Origin of the sequence: Aquimarina sp. AU474 (genome assembly GCF_900312815.1) — a bacterium.
In the GTDB taxonomy this organism is placed as follows: domain Bacteria; phylum Bacteroidota; class Bacteroidia; order Flavobacteriales; family Flavobacteriaceae; genus Aquimarina.
In genome coordinates this window covers 702,810-723,618 of sequence record NZ_OMPE01000008.1, presented here as the reverse complement: position 1 = coordinate 723,618, position 20,809 = coordinate 702,810, and the positions used below count along the sequence as shown (strand labels likewise).

Here is a 20,809-nt window from a genome sequence, read left to right as displayed (position 1 = left end):
TGAAATATGCGAGCATTGGTGATTTCTGGCGGAGGTAGTAAAGGTGCCTTTGCAGGAGGTGTTGCACAACATCTAATTCAAGATCTTAATAGAAAATACGACTTATTTATTGGTACTTCTACCGGAAGCTTGTTAGTCTCTCATTTGGCACTTTCCAAAATTGAAGAAATAAAAGATTTGTATACTTCGGTAAATCAATCTTCAATCTTTAAAAATTGCCCTTTTATTATAAAAAAGAAAAGAGGATATAATAATATTAGTATCAATCATTTTAATGTACTCCGAAATTTGATCAGAGGAAAAAAATCCTTTGGAGATAGCGGAAACTTAAGAGATTTAATACGTAATGCGATTTCTGAATCTTATTTTGAACAACTAAAATCAGGAAACCCAGATGTTATTGTTACAGTAACAAACCTTTCAACCAATAGGGTAGAATATAAATCTCTAAAAGAATGCACTTATACGGATTTTTTAGATTGGATTTGGATATCTTGTAATTATCCTCCTTTTATGAGCTTGGTAAGAAAAAATAACTGCGACTATGTTGATGGTGGGCTTGGATCTATGGTGCCTATAGAAGAAGCAATAAAAAGAGGAGCAAAGGAGTTAGATGTTATTGTTTTAGAAACCGAGGTTAATTATTTGAATCGTATGCCCACAAAAGATCCTTTTTCTCTGATTACGAATATGGTGAATTTTATGATGGATCAGATCGAGCATCAAAATATACGAATAGGAAAGTTTCAGGCCCGAGAACAGGATGTGGCAATGGATTTATATTATACACCTACAGTACTTACAACCAATTCACTTATTTTTGATAAAGAAAAAATGACAGAGTGGTGGACAAGAGGATACGAATTTGCAAAAGAAAAAAATACATTTAATAGATTATAATATGCGGGCATTAGTAATTTCAGGAGGAGGTAGTAAAGGCGCATATGCAGGTGGTGTAGCACAGTATTTGATGCAGGAACAAGGAAAAAAGTATGACCTGTTTTTGGGTACTTCTACAGGGAGTCTATTGATTCCGCAATTGGCATTAGGTAATATCGATAAGACCTATGATATTTATACCAATGTAAATCAACGAACCATTTTTAATGTAAACCCTTTTCGGGTACGTAAAAAAGGGAATAGAGAATACGTTTCGATTAACTTTTTGTCATCACTGTGGCAATTTATAAAACTCAAACGTACGTTTGGAGAAAGTAAAAATCTAAGACGTGCGATTAGAAGAAGTTTTTCTAAATCAGAGTTTGAACAGGCCAAACAAATGACGAAGGATGTTGTAGTAACAGTTTCTAACCTTACCAAAAACAAAACCGAATATAAGTCAATTAATGATTTCTCTTATGAGGATTTTTGTGACTGGATATGGATATCCTGCAATTATGTACCATTTATGAGTCTGGTAACCAAAAATGATTGTGAGTATGCCGATGGTGGTTTTGGTTGTATGGTACCTATTAGAGAGGCTATAAGAAGAGGAGCTACAGAGGTAGATGCTATTATTCTGGAGTCTGAAAACATGGAACAAAATAAAGTATTAGGTAAAAATCCTTTTTCATTAATGGTAAACCTTTTTAGCTATATGCTAGATCAAGTTGAAGGGCATGATACAGTACTGGGTAAATTAGCGGCAATTAATAAAGATGTGCCTTTAAATTTATATTATACTCCATCAAAACTTACCGAAAATTCTTTGGTTTTTAATAAAAAACTAATGGCCAATTGGTGGCAACAAGGATTTGATTATGCGGCTCATAAGGCAAAACTAGCCGAAGAGAATAAAATTAAAAATATTGATATGGCAGGGTAATAAATACGTTAATCTTTTTTAGGTAATTGTTTTAAGATGTCTTCGAAATATTTTTCCCAGCGGTTGTTTACCAATTTTTCTCCATACTCATGAAACTCTGCATTTTTAGTTTTTTCAAACACTAGCCTTCTTTGATCATTAAAATATACTATAAATTGGTTGGATTCTATTTTCCCTTTATATTTCCCAGCTCCTTTTTTAGAAAAAGGTTGATAATAATATGTACTATCTTTTATGCTATAATTGATAACCGTATGCAGTTGTAGATTAGGAGAGTTTAAATTCAATACTAGTAAATTACCATCCATTATGTATTTTACTTCTTCAAGAACAGTTACACTATTTTGAGTGTCATTTTTAAAACTTGTAGATGGACCTTTCCAATTACCTACCATGAATGATAATTTTGCCATTGCTTCTTTTTCAGTTTGTTGAGCGAGCAAAGAAACCCATGGTAATAATGAAACAAAAAAAGTAATCACAATAATTTTAAAAACCTGTGTATGTTGGTAACTGTATTGTGGCATAGATAAATATTGTTAAAACAAATCGCTAACGTCATTTTTTATTCTTGCAAGGGCAGTATCACTAGGTGCACCTTTTTCGATCAGTTCGGTAAGGATTACTTCTCTCATTTTATCTGCAGAATCTACAGATTCATTCATAGAAGCTCGCCTGATCATTGCAATGGTAGCATTTTTTGCAGCGATTATAGTATTCCAACATTCATTAGAAAGATATATTTGCTGAGTAAGATTGTGTTCAAACTCTTGATCAATAGTATTGGCAAGCAATGATTCATAACTTTCTTTGTCTTCACCAACAGGCGCCATTCTGGTTACTAATTTTCCAGGAGAAATTCTTTCTAAAAATAAAGCCATTCGTTCATACGCTTGTATTCTTAGAGGAAATGCTTGTTTTTGATTTTCTTGATGTAACAAAAACCTGCGTCGTTTTTCTTCATTATTAGTGTGCAGTTTAAAAAAATAAATAGCAACCAAAGTAATTAAGGCTGCAGGAATTAAGGAAATAACAAGAGGTACAATTTCAATATTCATGTGTTATAATAAAAGTAAAGTTATGCGTGTTGTTGTTCAACAGAGTTTTTATAATAGCCCCCAAGATACGTACAATCTTTCAAATCCTGAGCACATGCATACGCTACAGGAGTTTTTGAATATTTAAAAGATTCTTCCAATGTCTTGGTTAGTTCTCCATCATCTACGTTAAGATCAATATCTTGCATCGTAAATTGGCTTGGGTGTTCGTAACCAGCTGCATGAGTAATTTCTATAAGTTCTTTTCTGAAAGTCTTAAAATATTGAGACAAACGGTCGGATTTTAGAGGTACATTAATTCCTTTTTGTAACCATTTGCTCTGCGTAGCTATTCCACTAGGACAACGATTTGTATGGCATATTTGTGCCTGTATACAACCTATGCTCATCATGGCTTCTCGCGCTACATTAATACAATCTACACCCATAGCAAACGCCATAGCTGCCTTGGCAGGGAAGCCTAATTTTCCGCTACCTATAAATACAACGCGATCGGTAAGATTATGTTTTTGAAAAATCTTGTATATAACCGTAAACCCATAAATCCAAGGTAAGGATACATGATCTGCAAAACTTGGTGGGGCAGCTCCTGTACCACCCTCGCCACCATCAATAGTAATAAAATCAGGGCCACGGTTAGATTTGGCCATTAACTCTGCCAATAATTCCCATTGCTCAGTTTTACCAATAGCAGCTTTAATCCCAACAGGAAGGCCAGTTTCTTCGGCAATATCTTCTATGAGCTGTAAAAGTTCAGGAACATTTGAAAAAGCTTTATGAGAAGAAGGGGAGAGTACATCTTTACCAACTTCGACACCTCTTATTTCAGCAATTTGAGGCGTTATTTTGGCACCGGGTAATACACCTCCTTTTCCTGGTTTTGCACCTTGAGATAGTTTTATTTCTATAGCACGAATAAATGGGTTTTTCTCTACAAGTTTTTTCATTTTTTCCATAGAAAAACTACCATGTTGATCTCGAACCCCAAAGTACCCCGTTCCAAAATGAAAAATAACATCGCCACCATTACTATGATAGGGAGAAAGTCCTCCTTCTCCCGTATTATGATATGCATTTGCTTTTTGAACCCCGATATTAAGAGATTCGACAGCTCTAGCAGATAAAGAACCAAAACTCATGGCCGAAACATTAATAATAGATCCTGGTCGATACGGCTTTTTACGTTGATTATGCAAGCCCATCACCTTGGCACATGGAAGAAAGGTTTTATCCTCTTTATTTGGATGATCCTTATCTATTTTAAATGGGATCATGCAATTTTTTACAAAAATATGTTGATGCTGGTAGATATCTCTATCCGTACCAAAACCTTCATAGTTGTTTTCATTTTTTGAAGAAGCATAAACCCATCCGCGTTCAATTCTATTAAAAGGAAGTTCTTCGCGATTATTGGCTACAAAATACTGCCTTATTTCTGGTCCAATGCTTTCTAACAGATATCGTAAATGACCAACAATAGGAAAGTTATGACTGATTGTATGTTTTTTATTAAAAAACATATCCCGAACCCCAATTAATAGAATAATAACAATTATCCATGTCCACCATGGTATTGATCCTAAAAAATTAAGTATACTTTCCATTATGCTGTACTTATTGAGCGTTTAGATAATCTAAAGTTAGTTGCGACATTACTTTTACACCAAGTAACAATCCGCTTTCATCAATATAAAAATCAGGTGTATGATGAGAAGGAGGGTTCTTGTTGTCTGGTGTTTTACCTCCTAAAAAGAAATAAAACCCAGGAACGACTTCTTGAAAATAAGAAAAATCTTCTCCCCCCGTCGTAGCCTTAGATAAGATCACATTATCTTTTCCGGCAATGCCTTGAATAGTTGGCAACATTTTCTTTACCAAATCAGGATTGTTATACGTTATCGAAGTATTGTTCTGAAATGTAATAGTCGCTTCTGCGCCATATGCCTTTGCGATAGCAGGTACCATTTCATTCATACGTCTAATAATTAATGCTCTCATACTTGGGTCTAGTGTTCTAACGGTTCCAATCATTTCTGCACTTTCAGGAATGATATTAAATCGTACTCCACTAGTTATTTTACCAACAGTGATTACCGCAGCTTCATTTACTAGAGGAGATTCTCTACTAATAATTGTTTGTAAACCATCAATTATTTTAGCCGAGATTAATATTGGATCAACACCTGTCCATGGAGCAGAACCATGAGTTTGTTTTCCTTTTACATTAATAACAAAGCGTTCTACTGCTGCCATTGTGCCTCCTGGTTTATAACGGATTTTTCCAACAGAAGTACCTGAGTTAATATGCAAACCAAAAATAGCATCAACATCTGGGTTTTTTAAGACTCCTTCTTTGATCATTAACTTTGCACCACCTTCTTCACCTGGAGGTGGACCTTCTTCTGCGGGTTGAAAAATAAACTTCACCGTACCCGATATTTTATCTTTGTGTTTGGCAAGTATTTCGGCTACCCCCATTAATATAGCTGTATGCGTATCATGCCCACAAGCATGACTTACTCCAACTTCGGTATCCAAAAAAGTAGTTTTAACAACTGATTTAAAAGGAACATCGGCTCTTTCGGTTACAGGTAATGCATCGATATCTGCTCTAAGAGCGACCGTTTTACCTTCTTTATCACCTTTTAAAATTGCTACCACACCTGTTTTGGCTATGTTTTCGGATACGTCCATGCCAAGATCCTTAAGGTGCTTTGCAATTTTTTTGGCGGTTTCAAATTCGCGATTTGAAAGTTCTGGGTTTTGATGAAAATCTCTTCTCCATTCGATTACTTTAGGCTCTATTTCTTTGGCCATTTTATCAATGTCTGGATCAATTTTTTGTGCTTGTATAGAACAAAATGTAAATAAAATTAGGAGTAAGAGTGATTGTGTTTTTGAGTTCATTAGGTTAAAAATTAATAAGTCTGTAGTTTTCATTCTGCAATTGGACCAAAGCGGTCATTGCTGATAATGCCATTTTTATTTCTGGCAATGTATCGTCGTTTAAAATTTTACGATGTGCAGCAGTTTGACCACAAAGGATAATTTGTACTCCTTTTGCTGATAATTGAGCAATAAGAGGAGCATTAGGATTATCTATACCATAAATACTGTTGTATTTAGTATTATTTAAAATATCGTTGGCAGCACTACCATGAATCACCAAAGCAACTTTAAGATTTTTGAAAGCAACTCCTGCATCAACATGCATATTGAGATATCTCGCAGCTGTATGAATAAGAGGGTTTACTTTTGTGCTATCATCAAAATTTCTTCCAACATCGAAAACAACTTTCAGTTCATGCTGTAGATCGGTTTTGAAACCTGGTGCAGATACCTCATAGGTTTTACCAAACTCTGATATTACTTGCCCTTTATTTTGAGAAAAGATACATAAGGGTAAAAGAATAAGAATGTACGTTGAGATTTTGTTTTTCAAATTAGAAATTTTGGTTTCTAAAGATATTCAAAAATCTATTAAAGGAAAGTTAAAAATGATATTTAGATTTTTTACAAACAATAAAGCTCATTTACATAATTCGTAAATGAGCTTTATTTATAGGTATTTAAAATAGGTTTATTGCTTTACAAATTTTCCGATAGATTTGTTATTAATTAAAAGAATATAAAGACCTGGTGATAAATCAGATAAATTTAACTCTCTATTAGGAGTGGATTGGTAAACTATTTGCCCTAGTGTATCTACAATCCTAAGATCAAAATCATTTATAGTTACTCCATCAATAGTAAGTAAATTAGAATCTTTAAGGGGGTTAGGGTAGAAGGTAAACGCTCTACTATCTAAACTTAAATTAAGTTGTGATCGATCGACTGTAAAAGCCGCAGAGATTGTACTGCAACCTGTTTCATTAAATACTTCAACAGTATATTCTCCAATTTCTTGAGGTAGATATTCTGATTGATTTCCTTCTCCTAAGATTTCTCCATTTAAAAACCATTGGTAATTTGAGAACTCTGCAGGTATAGATAATCGTTGCGATTCATTTACCGTAATAGTAGGTTGATCAGGCGTAGGAACAACTATTGCTTGTATTTCGGTTCGAGTTTCTGTAGTACAATCATCGATATATCCCGAAACGTAATAGGTTTGCGTTGCATCTAGAGAAGGCGTTTTATATTCTGATCCGATCGAGAGAACAATCCCTCCTGTAGGCTCGCTATACCATGTAAAATCACTATTTCCTGCTATGGTTAATGTTGCCGATTCTCCAGGGCAAATACTGATATCATCACCTGTAGGTTGGTTCGGTACGCTAATCACTATGAAATTAGACTTCTCATTGGTATTTTGCCCAACATCATTGGTCGCTGTAAGCGATACGGTATAAGTGCCGCCACTGGCATAATCATGTGTTGGATTTTGTTCTGTAGAAGTAGTACCATCACCAAAATTCCATAAATACGAATTCACTTTATTTATAGAGGTACTTTTAAACACAATTTGGGTACAACCATTTTGAGTAGCTTCAAAATTGGCAATTGGTGGTTGATTATTATTTCCTGGTATATACTTACCAGAAATGGTATAGTTTCCTAACGAAGAATAATCAGAATAACCTGTAATTGGATTTCCTTCACCTACACCGTCAATTTCAATAAAATAAGTTCCTCCAGATAAGGTTGTGCTAATAGCAGCACTTAAACCTGATGGGTCCGAAAGGATGACTTCTTCTCCTAAAGGATCAAGTATACGTGCTTGTATATTCAAATTTGGGTAATCTGGATCTGGTTCAAAATTAAATGAGACATCACCAGATTCGACTACAAATGAGAATATATCTTTATCTTCTCGTTTACCTATAAAACCAAAATTTTGATCAGTACTTACATTACCATCAGCATCAGCTTTTATAGGCGTTGCATCGGTAAGAATATCGGCATGATCATCAGTTCTAAAACCAACACCATTTCTATTATCTGCCATAACAGCGATATCATCTTGTGTTTGATTGGCGTTTTCAAACTCTCCAATACTCCATTGTCCAATTTGTTTATTAACACTCCAACCCATGATTGGACTCCATGTACCGTGTCCAGCATAATATTCGGTATCACCTTGACTATCATGAGACAATCCAAGTGTGTGCCCTACTTCATGAGATCCAGTTTCTCCGGCCGCTCTAACAGATCTAACATTATATACCCAACATGGGTTATCAGATGAGTTTGAAGAAAAAGATCGAATGTAAGCGACACCGCCAGAATCTGGTTGTGCATCTGTAGTTGTAGTAAAAATACACATCATCCTACGATTTTGAGGAGCAGCATCAAAAAGGTCTCTTCGTGTGGTTACATTTAGGTTAAAAGGGCGAAAATCCTCGGCCATAATTTTCCATATTCTTGTAATATCTTGATCTGTAAAATTAGGAGCTTGGGCATCAATAGTATCGCCACCTAACCAACTAGTGCCAGAAACTACTTCGCCATCAAAGTCTAAATAGATAATACCTTCTGCTCCAGGTAGACTTTCAAGAACAACAACCATTTTTGTGCTTGCATTGGTATTATTCGTGGCTCTTTCTTTAATATTTCCTTCAGTTTTTTCAAAGTCAACACACAGTACATCATGTATGTCTGTTTCTTCAATGAAAACTTTGCCAGATGTGTCACTAACAATTTTATATGCTCTTTTAGGATTTTGCAATACAATGTTTCCTGATAACTTTCCATTTTCTTCAGTCAAAGTGAACGTAGATAATTTCTTGTCATTTACAATTCCAATCAAGGTAAGATTGTCATTGTTTTGTTTCTTTACATTGAGTTTCAAGTTTAGAATTTCGTTTTTAGAAATTTGAACCTTTGTAGGTTGATCGCTCTTTTGATTAATAATGCTATTGATAAAGGTATCTTTATCATTAGAGATTAGAGTTTGTTTTCCGTCCTGGGCGAATAAACCAAAACCATGTAAGATCATGGTTAATAAAAGAATACAGTTTACTAGTTTCTTATTCATTACGTAGGGGTATAAAGTATGTGAGATTTGGTAATTGTAGTTTTTAAAATACAAAACTAAACAATTAGAGTTTTAAATATTTATTAATAGCTTATATTTTATTATTCGTTGCTGTTTAATTAGCAAAGACGTATTCTGTTTGAGAATACGTCTTTAAACCACTCTTAAAAGAGTATAGATTAAAAAATAACTATATCTTTTTAATCTAGGAATATTCATTATCAAGGGTCAAGAAATGCTTATAATTCTTTCTAATGGTATTATTGTTGATTGTTTAAGTATTACTTCTTTATCCGTAATACCCCAAATTGTTGTTTCTACTTTTTTAAAGCCAGCATCATCTACAAAAACAATCCTAACTTTTTGACGTTCGAGATTTCCTAAGGAAAGCGCTCGTTGTAATTCCAAAAAGCGATCTATTTGATCTTTTCTTTTGTTCAGGACATCTTCTTTTGGGAATTTCAAAAATTTAATCTGTTCTTTTTCAATAAACTGTACATTCATATTTGGGGCCATAATATTGAGTTTGGGGTTATCTTAATCGGTCGTATAATTTATAGTTTTAGCGCAAAATTTCCTCAATATACTACTTTTAATCTTAAAATATTGCATTTTGTCTATAAAAGTTATTAATACAATGTTAACATGTAGGAAAAATTAATGTTGATAATAAAACATGTAGCTAAATGCTTTTTATCTATTAAAATGTTGTTTAGACGGATATTGTGTGTTGTTAATAAGCCTAAAATAATGAATTTTATAGCCCTTCTATTTTGTTTAGAACGTTCTAAATGCTGATTTATGATATAGGATCTTTGTGAATTAATTTTTGATTAATGTTTTTAAGTAAAAGTTATTGACTAAAGTTTGTTTACAAAAATCTCTTATTACACTTCCATAACCGTTGTTGTTTCCTTACATTTCACTTTTAAAATAGATACGTTGGAAGAATATTTAGCCGAATTGAATGATGCGCAACGAGCTCCTGTACTACAAAAGGAGGGGCCTATGATTGTAATTGCTGGAGCAGGCTCCGGAAAAACACGTGTACTTACATATCGTATTGCTTATTTAATGGATCAAGGAGTAGATTCGTTTAATATATTGTCTTTGACTTTTACCAATAAGGCGGCTAGAGAGATGAAAAAACGTATTGCGACTATTGTAGGAGCGAGCGAAGCCAAAAATTTATGGATGGGAACATTTCACTCTATTTTTGCCAAAATCCTAAGATTTGAAGGAGATAAACTAGGATACCCTTCAAATTTTACGATATATGATACACAAGATTCTCAACGTTTGATTGCTTCTATTATTAAAGAAATGGGATTAGACAAGGATATCTATAAATACAAACAAGTATATTCGAGGATATCATCATATAAAAATAGTTTAATCACAGTAAAAGCATATTTTCAGAATGCAGAACTGGTAGAGGCAGATGCCATGGCCAAACGCCCAAGATTGGGAGAGATTTATGAACATTATGTGGATAGATGTTTTAAAGCAGGAGCCATGGATTTTGATGATTTATTATTAAAAACTAATGAGTTATTAAATCGATTCCCAGATGTATTGGCCAAATATCAAAACCGTTTTAGATATATATTGGTAGATGAGTACCAGGATACCAACCATTCTCAATATCTTATTGTGCGAGCGTTATCCGATAAGTTTCAGAATATTTGTGTGGTAGGAGATGATGCCCAGAGTATATATGCATTTCGAGGAGCTAATATTAATAATATCTTGAATTTTCAAAAGGACTATGATAATGTACAGCAATATAGACTTGAACAAAATTATAGATCGACAAAGAATATTGTAGAAGCAGCGAATTCTATAATTGACAAAAACAAAACTAAACTAGATAAGGTAGTTTGGACCGCTAATGATCCAGGCCCAAAAATTATAGTAAATAGATTACTAACCGATGGAGATGAAGGGAGATATGTAGCTAGTTCGATATTCGAAAATCAAATGCAGCATCAGTTAGGCAATGGAAATTTTGCAGTATTGTATAGAACCAATGCGCAATCCAGAGCAATTGAAGATGCGTTACGGAAACGTGATATAAAATATAGAATATATGGAGGCCTCTCATTTTACCAACGAAAAGAGATTAAGGATGTATTGGCTTATTTACGCTTAATAATTAACCCCAAAGACGAAGAGGCTTTAAAAAGGGTGATTAATTATCCAACAAGAGGAATTGGTTCTACTACTGTAGATAAGCTTATAGTTGCGGCTAATCATTATGATCGTTCAATTTTTGAAATTATTGAAAACTTAGATCGAATTAATCTTAAAATTAATAGTGGTACCAAGACAAGGCTGGAAAACTTTATGACCATGATCAAAAGTTTTCAAGTTACCAATCAAACATCAGATGCGTTTGTCTTGGCAGAAACGGTAGCTAAGAAAACCGGATTGCTTCAAGAATTAAAAAAAGATGGTACCCCAGAGGGCATTGCCAGAATAGAAAATATAGAAGAATTACTTAATGGTATTCGTGATTTTGTAGAAGGTCAAAAAGAGTTGGCTGATGAAACAGGGTCTCTGGCAGAGTTTCTTGAGGATGTAGCTTTGGCAACAGATCTTGATCAGGATACGGGTGATGATGATCGAGTAGCATTAATGACTATACATCTCGCAAAAGGATTAGAGTTTCCTTACGTTTATATTGTAGGGATGGAGGAAGATCTATTTCCTTCGGGAATGAGTATGAATACTCGAAGTGAACTAGAGGAGGAAAGACGTTTATTTTATGTGGCTCTAACTAGAGCCGAAAAACAGGCATATCTTACCTATACGCAATCGCGTTATAGGTGGGGTAAATTGGTAGATGCAGAACCAAGTAGGTTTATTGAAGAGATAGATGATCAGTTTTTGGAATATTTAACTCCTGTAGAGAATTATCGATACAAACCATTAATTGATTCTGATATTTTTGGTGAGGTTGATAAAAATAAACTTCGTCTTAAAAAACCTATATCAGGATCACCTCCATTGGCACATAAGCCTAATGAAGAGCAATTGCAAAAATTAAGAAAATTAAGACCGGCGTCAAATGGATCGTCATCAACGTCAACTTCTAATTTGTTTGATAATGACCTTGTCCCGGGCACAGTAGTAGAACATATGCGTTTCGGAAAAGGTAAAGTTCTGAAGTTAGAAGGAGTCGGGCAAGATAAAAAAGCAGAGATCCACTTTGAAAAAGGAGGAATAAAAAAACTATTACTTCGGTTTGCTAAACTTAAAATCCTATAAATACGTAAATTGCATGTGCTTTTTAATAAGCAATACTTATGGCAGAATTTATAAAACTATATAATGAAAATCCTAATCCACGTGAAATAAAACAGGTGGTGGATTGTTTGCGTAAAGGTGGGTTAATTATTTATCCAACCGATACGGTATATGGTTTGGGGTGTGATATAACAAATACGAGAGCTTTAGAGAAAATTGCACATATTAAAGGAATAAAACTTGCCAAAGCTAATTTTTCCTTTATATGTAAAGATCTGAGTAATCTATCGGATTACGTAAGGCAAATTGATAATAGTATTTTTAAATTATTAAAAAGAACGTTGCCAGGCCCGTACACTTTTATTCTTCCTGGAAGTAATAATTTGCCTACAGTATTTAAGAAAAAGAAAACTGTGGGTATTAGAGTGCCTGATAATAATATTTGTACTGCTATCGTAGAGGAGTTGGGTAATCCTATTGTATCCACATCGATTTATGATGAAGATGAAGTGATCGAATACACAACAGATCCTGAATTAATTTTAGAGAAATGGGATAACTTAGTTGATATGGTTATAGATGGAGGGTATGGAGATAATATACCATCTACCATTATCGATCTTACTACTGGAGATCCTGTATTACTTAGAGAGGGCAAAGGAGCTATAGACATTATCTAGGTTATAATGTTATGATATCACATATTTAAGCTCATTTCTATACATACTAGGAGTTTTACCGGTAAATTCTTTAAATAATCTACTGAAATGAGAAAAATTACTAAAACCACTCTCGTAACAAATATCGGTAATGCTAGTTTGTCTCTCATGTAATAGCTTAGCAGCATGAACCAATCTATATTCATTTACGAATTGAGTAAAGGTTTTTCCGGTTACTTTTTTGAAATATCTACAAAACCCAGGAACGCTCATACTTACCTTATCTGCAATTTCTTCGAGAGTAATAGTTCGCCCAAATTCTGTTTGAACAAAATTAAAAATGAGATTAATTCTATTATTATCCTGTAACTCGGTTTCTATGATAAACCCTTCTGCATTAAGAATAGTATACTCCGAGGTTTTTTCCATTTCTCGAAGCACTTTAAGAATGCCAAGAAGTTTCTCAAAAGCATCAAGGTCTTGTAAGGATTCGATTTTGGCTCCGATTTGCCTTTTAACATCTCCATGGAATACAATACCTTTTTTGGCTTGTTCTAGAAGCTTTCCAATGGTATGAGTTTCGGGGATATTAAAAAATGATGAGCCAAGAAAATCAGGTAACATCTGTATGATAGTCTCACTACTGTTTCCGGTCATTCTATCTGTAAATCCGCAATGTGGTAAATTAGAACCGATGAGCATTAAAGCTCCATTTCTATAATATGACATATGACTTCCGATTTGCATTTTGCCTGTTCCGCCATTAACATATACTATTTCTATCTCTGGGTGGTAATGCCATATAGGATCTTTGTTTTTTTTGTCGTTAGAGAAGGTTTCATAATATAAAGAACTACCAAATTCCGGAACAATTTTTTCTAAAGAGGGTTTTATATTTTTCATTTGAGGCTACTTTTAGTTGTTCATTACATCTATTCTACGAATATTGAATATTTCTGCTAATATGATATTATTAATGTTAAAATATCGTAAAGTTAAAATAAAAAATATGTTAAATTAACTTGATTGTGGTTTTTCAGTAGTTTATGAAGTTAATATAGTATATATATGTGCAAATTCTGTTGTGTTTAGTTAATAGGCTTGATACTAAATTTGCATCAACAAACATTAACAACAAAAACTAGAAATTATGAAAAGAGTCATTAACCTAAGTTTAATTATATTCACTATGCTATGTAGTACTATAATTAAAGCATCAGATGTTTTATCTGTAAAAATCGAGAACTCTTCTACTATTAATGTATCGTTAACCAATACTGCTAAAGGACAAAAACTGTATCTGAAAGATTATTCAGGAACTATACTGTTTAATATGACTTTGGAGGCTACATCTTCCTACAGAAAATATTTTAATCTAAGTGCTGTAAATAACGGTATTTATTTTGTAGAAACCGAAACAGAATTTAATCTTAGAATTACACCAGTAATTAAGAATGAGAAGGGTATTGCGCTAATAGATAATTCGGCGATTACTATTTTTAAACCAAAGGTTTTGGTTGAAAATTCTATTGTAAAGACTATGATGGTAACTGCAGAAAAATCGCCTCTTTATATCTCGGTATATGATAATGATGGGATATTATTGATCAAAGAAAAAATAGAGGAGGAGGGACCAATATTTCAAAGAGCTTATGATTTCTCAGAAGTCCCCACAGGTAAATATATAATGTACTTTTCGATAAAGGATAGAACATTTACAAAAGAAGTTAATATTTGATTGTTTTATTAGCTTTATAACCACAAAAAAGGCAATACATTATGTATTGCCTTTTTGATTATATAAATGATATTGATGTTTTAATCTTGTGTATATAAAAAAGGTGATCCAAATAGGATCACCTTTTTTATATTATAAAGAAACTATATTTTAGTTTCCTCCTCCTTGAGAAGCTTTTTTCATTCCGTCTTCAATCATATTATAAAACTGGTCAAGTTTTGGTAATACAACAATTCTGGTACGTCTATTCTTAGCTCTATTAGCATCTGTACCGTTATCAGCAACTGGTACGTAATAACTACGTCCTGCCGCAGTCATACGCTTAGGATCTACTTTAAAATCATTTTGTAAAACTCTAACTACTGCAGTTGCACGTTTAACACTTAAATCCCAATTGTCTAGAATCGCTTTATTGCTTTTATACGGTTTACTATCAGTATGTCCTTCTACTAAGAATTCGATATCTGGTTTAGCATTAACCACCTTTGCAACTTTACCTAACACTTCACGAGCTCTACTTGATACATTATAACTACCACTCTTGAATAAAAGTTTATCAGATATAGATACATAAACAACACCTTTTTCAACATTTACTTCAATATCTTCGTCTGCAAGGTTACCTAAAGCTCCTTTAAGACTTGTAACAAGTGCCAAGGTTACAGAATCTTTCTTTGTGATTGCATCTTGCATTGTTTTTATCTGTAAATCTTTTTCTTTAATACTTTCTAAAGATTTTTCAAGATTTTCTGCCTCTTTGGTAGACAATGTTGCTAGGTTACCAACATTATTTAACAATGCAGAGTTTTGATTCTTAAGATTAGATACTTGATCTTGAAGCACCTTTAACTGCGACGTTGAGCCAGCTTTTTCTTCAAGACAGCTATTAAGTTTAACTGTTGCGCTATTTAATAAATCTTCGGTTTCTTTTTGTTTGGCTTCTAGATCTGTAAATTTCTTCTGTGATACACAAGAAGATAATAATACTGCCATTGAAGCACCAATAATCATTACTTTTTTCATTAGAAAATCTGTTTTTAGTCTTGTTCTGGTTATATAACTCAAAATTATTAAAATTGTGACGTAATACTATGTCCTTAACAATAATTTATTATATCCCTTTATAATTGATTAAATTGTTTATGTTTCAAAATAAAATACTGCCATACAACGGAAAAAATGGAATAATATTTCCCCGTTTTTGAAAGTTTTTTGCGTTTTTTAATAAAAGTGTTAAAATTACCGTAGAAGCTGAAATGAGCCTTAAGGATAGCAATAAAGTGAGGGAATTTACCTTCTACCAGAAATTTGAATCCAGCTAATCCGTCCAAAATCAATCGGATAAAGATCAAAAACCATAAATTTCTTTTAGGAGCATTTTTAATTAGTAGGTAAAGATTGTTCCTAAAATTCAGATATGTTTTTTTAGGATTCATAGTGTTTAAGGTGGCGCCGCCTAAGTGATATACTGTTGATGCACCTTGGTAAATGATTTGATACCCATGGTTTTGCATACGCCAGCAGAGATCAATTTCTTCTTGGTGAGCAAAAAAATCCTCATCTAATTTACCCACTTCTTCAAAAACAGATTTTTTAACAAATAAACATGCTCCGCTAGCCCAAAATATAGGAATACTATCATCGTATTGTCCATTATCTTGCTCAAGTGTGTCAAATATTCTTCCTCTACAGTATGGATAGCCAAATTTATCTATAAATCCACCAGCTGCTCCTGCATATTCGAAATGGGTCTTTTTTTTGTAATCTAGAATTTTGGGCTGTATAGCCGCAACTGCCTCAGAGTTTTTAAAACAAGTAATCACTGGGTTTAGCCAATTAGGAGTAACCTCTACATCACTATTTAATAGGCAATATATATCAGCGTCAATTTTTGATAAAGCATCGTTATATCCTTTTGCATAACCACCGTTTTCTGAATTTTTTACAATACTAACCTCAGGAAATTTATCGATAACATAAGCTACAGAATCATCACTTGATGCATTATCGGCAAGATATATAGTAGCTTCTTTAGAGTTTTGAATTACAGAAGGTAAAAATTCTTCTAATAAAGATCTGCCATTCCAATTCAATATAACTACTGCTATTTCCATAAATGCAAATTAATACGTTTTATTTGTTATAATTGGGAATATCTTTTAGAAAAGCATACCGTTTTTCGTTATAATTCATTTGGCAATAATAATGATCAAGGCCATTTGTAATCATAAGGTATTGAGCATTAAGTTCTAAGTTGTATCGTGCTATTTGATCAAATACCTCTTGAGTAATTTTAATTTTGGCAGATTTACATTCTACAATAAGTCGAATACTACCGTCGGGATTGAATACTATGGCATCATATCTTTTATTGAGATCATTAACTTTTATTAGTTTTTCTACATTGATTAAGCTTTCGGGATATTTTTTTTCCTCAATCAAGTATTGCACTGTATGTTGTCGTACCCATTCTTCGGGAGTAAGAATGATAAATTTTTTACGAATTCGGTCAAAAATAGAAACTTTATTTTCGCTATTTTTGAATCGAAACTTATATGCAGGAAAGTTTAATTTTTGCATATCACAAATTTGATGATTTTTTCTGAATGGACGAAGTAAAACAAATTGTAACTGAAATAAAAAATGGAAATATAAAACCGATCTACTTCCTTATGGGAGAAGAACCATATTATATTGATAGAATTTCAGAATATATCGATAAAAACGTACTTGCCGAAGAGGAAAAAGGGTTTAATCAAATGATATTATATGGTAGAGATGTTACTATAGAAGATATAGTAGCCAATGCAAAACGTTTTCCTATGATGGCTGAGCGGCAGGTCGTAATTGTTAAAGAAGCTCAAGATTTATCGAGAACTATCGAAAAATTAGCGGATTATACAGAGAACCCTCAACCTTCTACAGTTTTGGTTATTTGCTATAAATATAAAAAGATAGATAAGCGGAAAAAGTTATACAAGGCAGTCAATAAAAGTGGGGTGATTTTTGAAAGTAAAAAATTGTACGAAAATCAAGTCGCCGATTGGATACGTAGAGTTTTGGGTGGAGCAAAATATGCAATAGAACCCAAAGCTGCCCAAATGTTAGTCGAATTTTTAGGAACAGATTTAAATAAGATTAATAATGAACTTGATAAATTGAAGTTGATTATACCTAAAGGAGAGCAGATTACTGCGGATCAAATTGAAGAAAACATTGGTATAAGTAAGGAGTTTAATAATTTTGAACTTCGTAAAGCCATAGGGTCAAGAAATGTAATCAAAGCGCATCGTATTATTAATTATTTTGCACAAAACCCAAAGGATAACCCATTAGTGGTTACAATCTCTTTATTATATAGTTTCTTTTCTCAGGTGTTGCAGTATCATGGTTTATCTGATAAGTCACAAAGAAATGTTGCCGGAGCTTTAAAAATCAATCCTTATTTTGTAAAAGATTATACCGAAGCGGCCCATAATTACCCCATGAAAAAAGTGAGTCAAATTATAGCAATACTAAGAGAAGCAGATTTGAAAAGTAAAGGAGTAGGGGCTGCAAATTTACCACAAGGAGATATTTTGAAAGAACTGTTGGTTAAAGTAATGAGGTAAAGATTATTTTTTATTGGCAATAGTTTAACAAGATTTCGTAACAAACGATCTTATTTTTAAGGCATGCGTGTCTTTAATTTTTTCAATCGTACTATTTTTCCCATTTTATTAGTAAATTTTATTGGCATACTAGGGTATAGTATTGTCATTCCAATCCTTATTTTTATTGTTGTTGATTTAGGAGGAAATGGATTTATTTATGGATTATTAGGAGCAATGTATCCTTTTTTTCAATTAATAGGTGCTCCTATATTGGGAAGATTATCTGATCGAATTGGTCGAAAAAAAGTACTTATAATAAGCCAAGTGGGCACGTTTATAGCTTGGAGTATGTTTTTATTGGCTTTTATCTTACCTAAGACGGTATTATGGTCTTCAGATATAGAACTTACCGGTACGTATATGATGACATTACCTTTGCTACTTTTATTTTTGGCAAGGATTTTTGATGGATTTACTGGTGGTAATGTCTCTGTAGCAAATGCCTACTTGTCAGATATTTCTACCGATGACGACCGTAATAAGAATTTTGGAATGATGGGTGCGTCTACTAGCTTGGGTTTTGTTTTAGGCCCTGCAGTGGCCGGAGTTTTAGCGTCAACTTTTTTAGAAGAATCACTACCAATTATGTTAGCCGCACTGATTTCTTTGATCGCAATTTTTGTAATTATTATAAAATTACCCGAAAGCAATCCTTGTGTGGTTGATACTGGGAATCTGGGGTTGAAGTCTTTTAGACGGTTTTTTCAGGTAGAACATAAGGATTGTTATACAGATGATATTACACAGAGTGATAGTCCAAATACTTTTGGTAAAATATTGAAAGTAGAAGGTATTCCTTTATTATATGCGATATATTTTCTTACTTTCTTGGGTTTTAGCCTTTTTTATGCAGGATTACCCATTTATGCTTCTTCAATTCTAAAATGGACATCTATAGAACTGGGGATATTTTTGGCATACTCAAGTATTATAATGATTTTGGTTCAGGGACCATTATTGTCATATTTATCAAATAAGGTATCCAATGTAACCTGCATCATTATGGGAACATTACTATTAGCAATTAGTTTCTATATGCTTTCTATTTCTAGTATTATGATAATGTACATGGCAATCACATTATTGTCATTAGGTAATGGCTTGATGTGGCCTAATTTTTTATCAATATTATCAAAAACTGGGAACCACCAAATGCAAGGAGCAATTCAGGGGTATGGCAATAGTATGGGAAGTTTTGCCAGTATTTTTGGTTTGGTTTTAGGAGGTTTTATTTTCGAAAGTATCCAAGTAGCCCTTTTCAAAATAGGAACGGGTATATTCTTGCTTATTTTTATACTGGTTATGATTAATCATTTTACAGATAAAAAAGCATCAATTAAGGATCAACCTAACCCAAAAATCGTATGATTACACTTTTGGATTGGTTGCAAATACAGTAGCTTCTGTGATAAAGCCTCTATCATCCATTTCTAGTAAACTAGTGATCGTATGAGCAATTTCTTCTCCTCTTAATTTAGTTTGTTGTTCTGCTGGGGTATATTGCTTACCATTAGAACTATTAGCCACTCGATTATCTGCAAAACTAGTCATCACCTCACTTGGGTTTACTTGCATTACTCTTATGTTATGTGGTCTTAATTCATTTCTCCAGCTTTCTGTCATACCCCGAAGAGCAAATTTTGTTGCTACATATGGTGAGGCTGTAGGAGAACCTTTTAATGATGATGTAGAACCAATATTGATTATATTACCATACTCTTGAGCTACAAAATGTTTTGCAGATTCTTTTGCGCACAATGCAGCACCCAAGATATTCGTTTTAAATTGATCAGTAAATTTATCAGCTTCAATATCTACGAGCTTTGCAATGTATCCGTAACCCGCATTATTAACGAGTACGTTAAGACCACTCATCTTGTTTTTGGCTTGCTCTACCATATCAATTACCTGGTTTTCTTCGGTTACATCTGCTTTTATGTAGTCAACACCTAATTCTTGAGCTGTTTGGGATAATGTTGTTTCATTTCTACCAGAAATGATTACTTGAGCACCTTTTTCTTTTAGTAATTTTGCAGTTGCTCTTCCGATTCCTGAGTTACCTCCTGTAATTAATACTTTTGCCTCTTTGATATTCATTATTGTGCATTGTTTTTAAGTTGAAAATCAAAGATATTATAAGAGTTCTAAATCTTTTGTTAAGTTATATTATAATTTCAGGATATTGGTAAATAAGAAAAATCTTTGACCTCGGTCATTACAAAAGAACTCTGTACTTTAGAAATGTTATCTAATGATGCTAGTTTATTGGATAAAAAATCCTGGTATCGCTCCATATCTTCGGCATATATTTTAATCAAATAATCAAACATTCCGGCTACATGATAACATTCTACAACTTCTGGGAATTGTTGAATATCTTTTTCAAATTTTTTTATAAAATCTTTTTGATGAAGGTTTAAGGTTATATTACAAAAGGCCATTAGTTGAAGCCCTACTTTTTTTCGATCCAAAATAGCTTTGTATGATTTTATATAACCATCTCGTTCTAATTTTTTAACACGCTCAAATATTGGAGTAGTACTTAAGAGTAATCGTTCTGCAATTTCTTTAATAGTGATTTTACCATTTTTTTGTAATAAATGCAGTATTGATCGATCTATTGAATCCATAATATTTTTCTGTTTAAGCT

The 20,809-nt window shown here is 33.1% G+C and carries 20 protein-coding genes; 7 read left to right on the top strand and 13 right to left on the bottom strand.

Annotated elements, in window-relative coordinates:
* The first annotated feature begins 6 nt into the window (after positions 1-6).
* Together DK508_RS13035 and DK508_RS13030 are read left to right on the top strand one after the other, a co-directional pair.
* Positions 7-900 (top strand): patatin family protein, encoded by an 894-nt coding sequence (locus tag DK508_RS13035; protein ID WP_109301189.1) that lies wholly within the window; start codon positions 7-9, stop codon positions 898-900.
* Position 901: 1 nt separating this feature from the next.
* Entirely contained in the window at positions 902-1,825 is a 924-nt protein-coding gene (locus tag DK508_RS13030) for a patatin family protein (protein ID WP_109301188.1), read from the top strand.
* Between the two features lie 8 nt (positions 1,826-1,833).
* On the opposite strand, the gene DK508_RS13025 is transcribed toward DK508_RS13030, so the two are convergent.
* The 7 genes from DK508_RS13025 to DK508_RS12995 all read right to left on the bottom strand — a co-directional run bounded on the left by DK508_RS13025 (position 1,834) and on the right by DK508_RS12995 (position 9,376).
* Positions 1,834-2,352 (bottom strand): hypothetical protein, encoded by a 519-nt coding sequence (locus DK508_RS13025; RefSeq protein WP_109301187.1) that lies wholly within the window; start codon positions 2,350-2,352, stop codon positions 1,834-1,836.
* Positions 2,353-2,364: 12 nt separating this feature from the next.
* Positions 2,365-2,883: a hypothetical protein gene (locus tag DK508_RS13020; protein WP_109301186.1), complete on the bottom strand. Its 519-nt coding sequence runs from the start codon at positions 2,881-2,883 to the stop codon at positions 2,365-2,367.
* Between the two features lie 20 nt (positions 2,884-2,903).
* The gene (locus tag DK508_RS13015; RefSeq protein WP_109301185.1) at positions 2,904-4,487 is read right to left on the bottom strand and encodes an FMN-binding glutamate synthase family protein; all 1,584 of its coding nucleotides are present in this window, start codon (positions 4,485-4,487) and stop codon (positions 2,904-2,906) included.
* A 10-nt stretch (positions 4,488-4,497) separates the two neighbouring features.
* Positions 4,498-5,790, bottom strand: a complete 1,293-nt coding sequence (locus DK508_RS13010) for an amidohydrolase (protein ID WP_109301345.1) — start codon at positions 5,788-5,790, stop codon at positions 4,498-4,500.
* Between the two features lie 4 nt (positions 5,791-5,794).
* Positions 5,795-6,325 (bottom strand): DsrE family protein, encoded by a 531-nt coding sequence (locus tag DK508_RS13005; protein ID WP_109301184.1) that lies wholly within the window; start codon positions 6,323-6,325, stop codon positions 5,795-5,797.
* Positions 6,326-6,463: 138 nt separating this feature from the next.
* Entirely contained in the window at positions 6,464-8,860 is a 2,397-nt protein-coding gene (locus DK508_RS21555) for a PKD domain-containing protein (protein WP_160114698.1), read from the bottom strand.
* Between the two features lie 228 nt (positions 8,861-9,088).
* Positions 9,089-9,376: a hypothetical protein gene (locus tag DK508_RS12995; protein WP_235016405.1), complete on the bottom strand. Its 288-nt coding sequence runs from the start codon at positions 9,374-9,376 to the stop codon at positions 9,089-9,091.
* A gap of 426 nt (positions 9,377-9,802) precedes the next feature.
* Here DK508_RS12995 and DK508_RS12990 point away from each other — a divergent pair, with 426 nt between their 5' ends.
* Together DK508_RS12990 and DK508_RS12985 are read left to right on the top strand one after the other, a co-directional pair.
* Entirely contained in the window at positions 9,803-12,130 is a 2,328-nt protein-coding gene (locus tag DK508_RS12990) for an ATP-dependent helicase (RefSeq protein ID WP_109301183.1), read from the top strand.
* Between the two features lie 38 nt (positions 12,131-12,168).
* The gene (locus tag DK508_RS12985; RefSeq protein WP_109301182.1) at positions 12,169-12,789 is read left to right on the top strand and encodes an L-threonylcarbamoyladenylate synthase; all 621 of its coding nucleotides are present in this window, start codon (positions 12,169-12,171) and stop codon (positions 12,787-12,789) included.
* Positions 12,790-12,798: 9 nt separating this feature from the next.
* On the opposite strand, the gene DK508_RS12980 is transcribed toward DK508_RS12985, so the two are convergent.
* Complete coding sequence (locus tag DK508_RS12980; protein ID WP_109301181.1) at positions 12,799-13,671, bottom strand: AraC family transcriptional regulator; 873 nt, start codon at positions 13,669-13,671, stop codon at positions 12,799-12,801.
* 247 nt (positions 13,672-13,918) lie between these two features.
* Between DK508_RS12980 and DK508_RS12975 the strand changes: the two genes are divergently transcribed.
* Positions 13,919-14,506: a hypothetical protein gene (locus DK508_RS12975; RefSeq protein ID WP_160114697.1), complete on the top strand. Its 588-nt coding sequence runs from the start codon at positions 13,919-13,921 to the stop codon at positions 14,504-14,506.
* Between the two features lie 150 nt (positions 14,507-14,656).
* Here DK508_RS12975 and DK508_RS12970 read toward each other — a convergent pair whose 3' ends face one another.
* The 3 genes from DK508_RS12970 to DK508_RS12960 form a co-directional block, all read right to left on the bottom strand.
* Positions 14,657-15,529, bottom strand: a complete 873-nt coding sequence (locus tag DK508_RS12970) for a flagellar motor protein MotB (RefSeq protein WP_109301179.1) — start codon at positions 15,527-15,529, stop codon at positions 14,657-14,659.
* A gap of 98 nt (positions 15,530-15,627) precedes the next feature.
* Complete coding sequence (locus DK508_RS12965) at positions 15,628-16,620, bottom strand: glycosyltransferase family 2 protein (RefSeq protein ID WP_109301178.1); 993 nt, start codon at positions 16,618-16,620, stop codon at positions 15,628-15,630.
* Between the two features lie 19 nt (positions 16,621-16,639).
* Positions 16,640-17,086: a type I restriction enzyme HsdR N-terminal domain-containing protein gene (locus tag DK508_RS12960; protein WP_109301177.1), complete on the bottom strand. Its 447-nt coding sequence runs from the start codon at positions 17,084-17,086 to the stop codon at positions 16,640-16,642.
* Between the two features lie 26 nt (positions 17,087-17,112).
* Between DK508_RS12960 and holA the strand changes: the two genes are divergently transcribed.
* Together holA and DK508_RS12950 are read left to right on the top strand one after the other, a co-directional pair.
* Positions 17,113-18,117 (top strand): DNA polymerase III subunit delta, encoded by a 1,005-nt coding sequence (gene holA, locus DK508_RS12955; RefSeq protein WP_109301176.1) that lies wholly within the window; start codon positions 17,113-17,115, stop codon positions 18,115-18,117.
* 63 nt (positions 18,118-18,180) lie between these two features.
* Positions 18,181-19,527: an MFS transporter gene (locus DK508_RS12950; RefSeq protein WP_109301175.1), complete on the top strand. Its 1,347-nt coding sequence runs from the start codon at positions 18,181-18,183 to the stop codon at positions 19,525-19,527.
* On the opposite strand, the gene DK508_RS12945 is transcribed toward DK508_RS12950, so the two are convergent.
* Positions 19,528-20,256, bottom strand: coding sequence for an SDR family oxidoreductase (locus DK508_RS12945; RefSeq protein ID WP_109301174.1), 729 nt, complete (start codon positions 20,254-20,256; stop codon positions 19,528-19,530).
* Positions 20,257-20,333: 77 nt separating this feature from the next.
* Complete coding sequence (locus DK508_RS12940) at positions 20,334-20,789, bottom strand: Lrp/AsnC family transcriptional regulator (RefSeq protein WP_109301173.1); 456 nt, start codon at positions 20,787-20,789, stop codon at positions 20,334-20,336.
* Positions 20,790-20,809 lie beyond the last annotated feature (20 nt).

What these genes read in the sequence shown, in the direction of transcription:
- DK508_RS12960 (WP_109301177.1), bottom strand. Translation starts at nt 17,086, where the DNA reads ATGCAAAAATTAAACTTTCCTGCATATAAGTTTCGATTCAAAAATAGC.
- DK508_RS13020 (WP_109301186.1), bottom strand. Translation starts at nt 2,883, where the DNA reads ATGAATATTGAAATTGTACCTCTTGTTATTTCCTTAATTCCTGCAGCC.
- DK508_RS21555 (WP_160114698.1), bottom strand. Translation starts at nt 8,860, where the DNA reads ATGAATAAGAAACTAGTAAACTGTATTCTTTTATTAACCATGATCTTA.
- DK508_RS12965 (WP_109301178.1), bottom strand. Translation starts at nt 16,620, where the DNA reads ATGGAAATAGCAGTAGTTATATTGAATTGGAATGGCAGATCTTTATTA.
- DK508_RS13010 (WP_109301345.1), bottom strand. Translation starts at nt 5,790, where the DNA reads ATGAACTCAAAAACACAATCACTCTTACTCCTAATTTTATTTACATTT.
- DK508_RS12940 (WP_109301173.1), bottom strand. Translation starts at nt 20,789, where the DNA reads ATGGATTCAATAGATCGATCAATACTGCATTTATTACAAAAAAATGGT.
- DK508_RS13025 (WP_109301187.1), bottom strand. Translation starts at nt 2,352, where the DNA reads ATGCCACAATACAGTTACCAACATACACAGGTTTTTAAAATTATTGTG.
- DK508_RS13030 (WP_109301188.1), top strand. Translation starts at nt 902, where the DNA reads ATGCGGGCATTAGTAATTTCAGGAGGAGGTAGTAAAGGCGCATATGCA.
- holA (WP_109301176.1), top strand. Translation starts at nt 17,113, where the DNA reads ATGGACGAAGTAAAACAAATTGTAACTGAAATAAAAAATGGAAATATA.
- DK508_RS12985 (WP_109301182.1), top strand. Translation starts at nt 12,169, where the DNA reads ATGGCAGAATTTATAAAACTATATAATGAAAATCCTAATCCACGTGAA.
- DK508_RS13015 (WP_109301185.1), bottom strand. Translation starts at nt 4,487, where the DNA reads ATGGAAAGTATACTTAATTTTTTAGGATCAATACCATGGTGGACATGG.
- DK508_RS12950 (WP_109301175.1), top strand. Translation starts at nt 18,181, where the DNA reads ATGCGTGTCTTTAATTTTTTCAATCGTACTATTTTTCCCATTTTATTA.
- DK508_RS13035 (WP_109301189.1), top strand. Translation starts at nt 7, where the DNA reads ATGCGAGCATTGGTGATTTCTGGCGGAGGTAGTAAAGGTGCCTTTGCA.
- DK508_RS12975 (WP_160114697.1), top strand. Translation starts at nt 13,919, where the DNA reads ATGAAAAGAGTCATTAACCTAAGTTTAATTATATTCACTATGCTATGT.
- DK508_RS12970 (WP_109301179.1), bottom strand. Translation starts at nt 15,529, where the DNA reads ATGAAAAAAGTAATGATTATTGGTGCTTCAATGGCAGTATTATTATCT.
- DK508_RS12980 (WP_109301181.1), bottom strand. Translation starts at nt 13,671, where the DNA reads ATGAAAAATATAAAACCCTCTTTAGAAAAAATTGTTCCGGAATTTGGT.
- DK508_RS12995 (WP_235016405.1), bottom strand. Translation starts at nt 9,376, where the DNA reads ATGGCCCCAAATATGAATGTACAGTTTATTGAAAAAGAACAGATTAAA.
- DK508_RS12945 (WP_109301174.1), bottom strand. Translation starts at nt 20,256, where the DNA reads ATGAATATCAAAGAGGCAAAAGTATTAATTACAGGAGGTAACTCAGGA.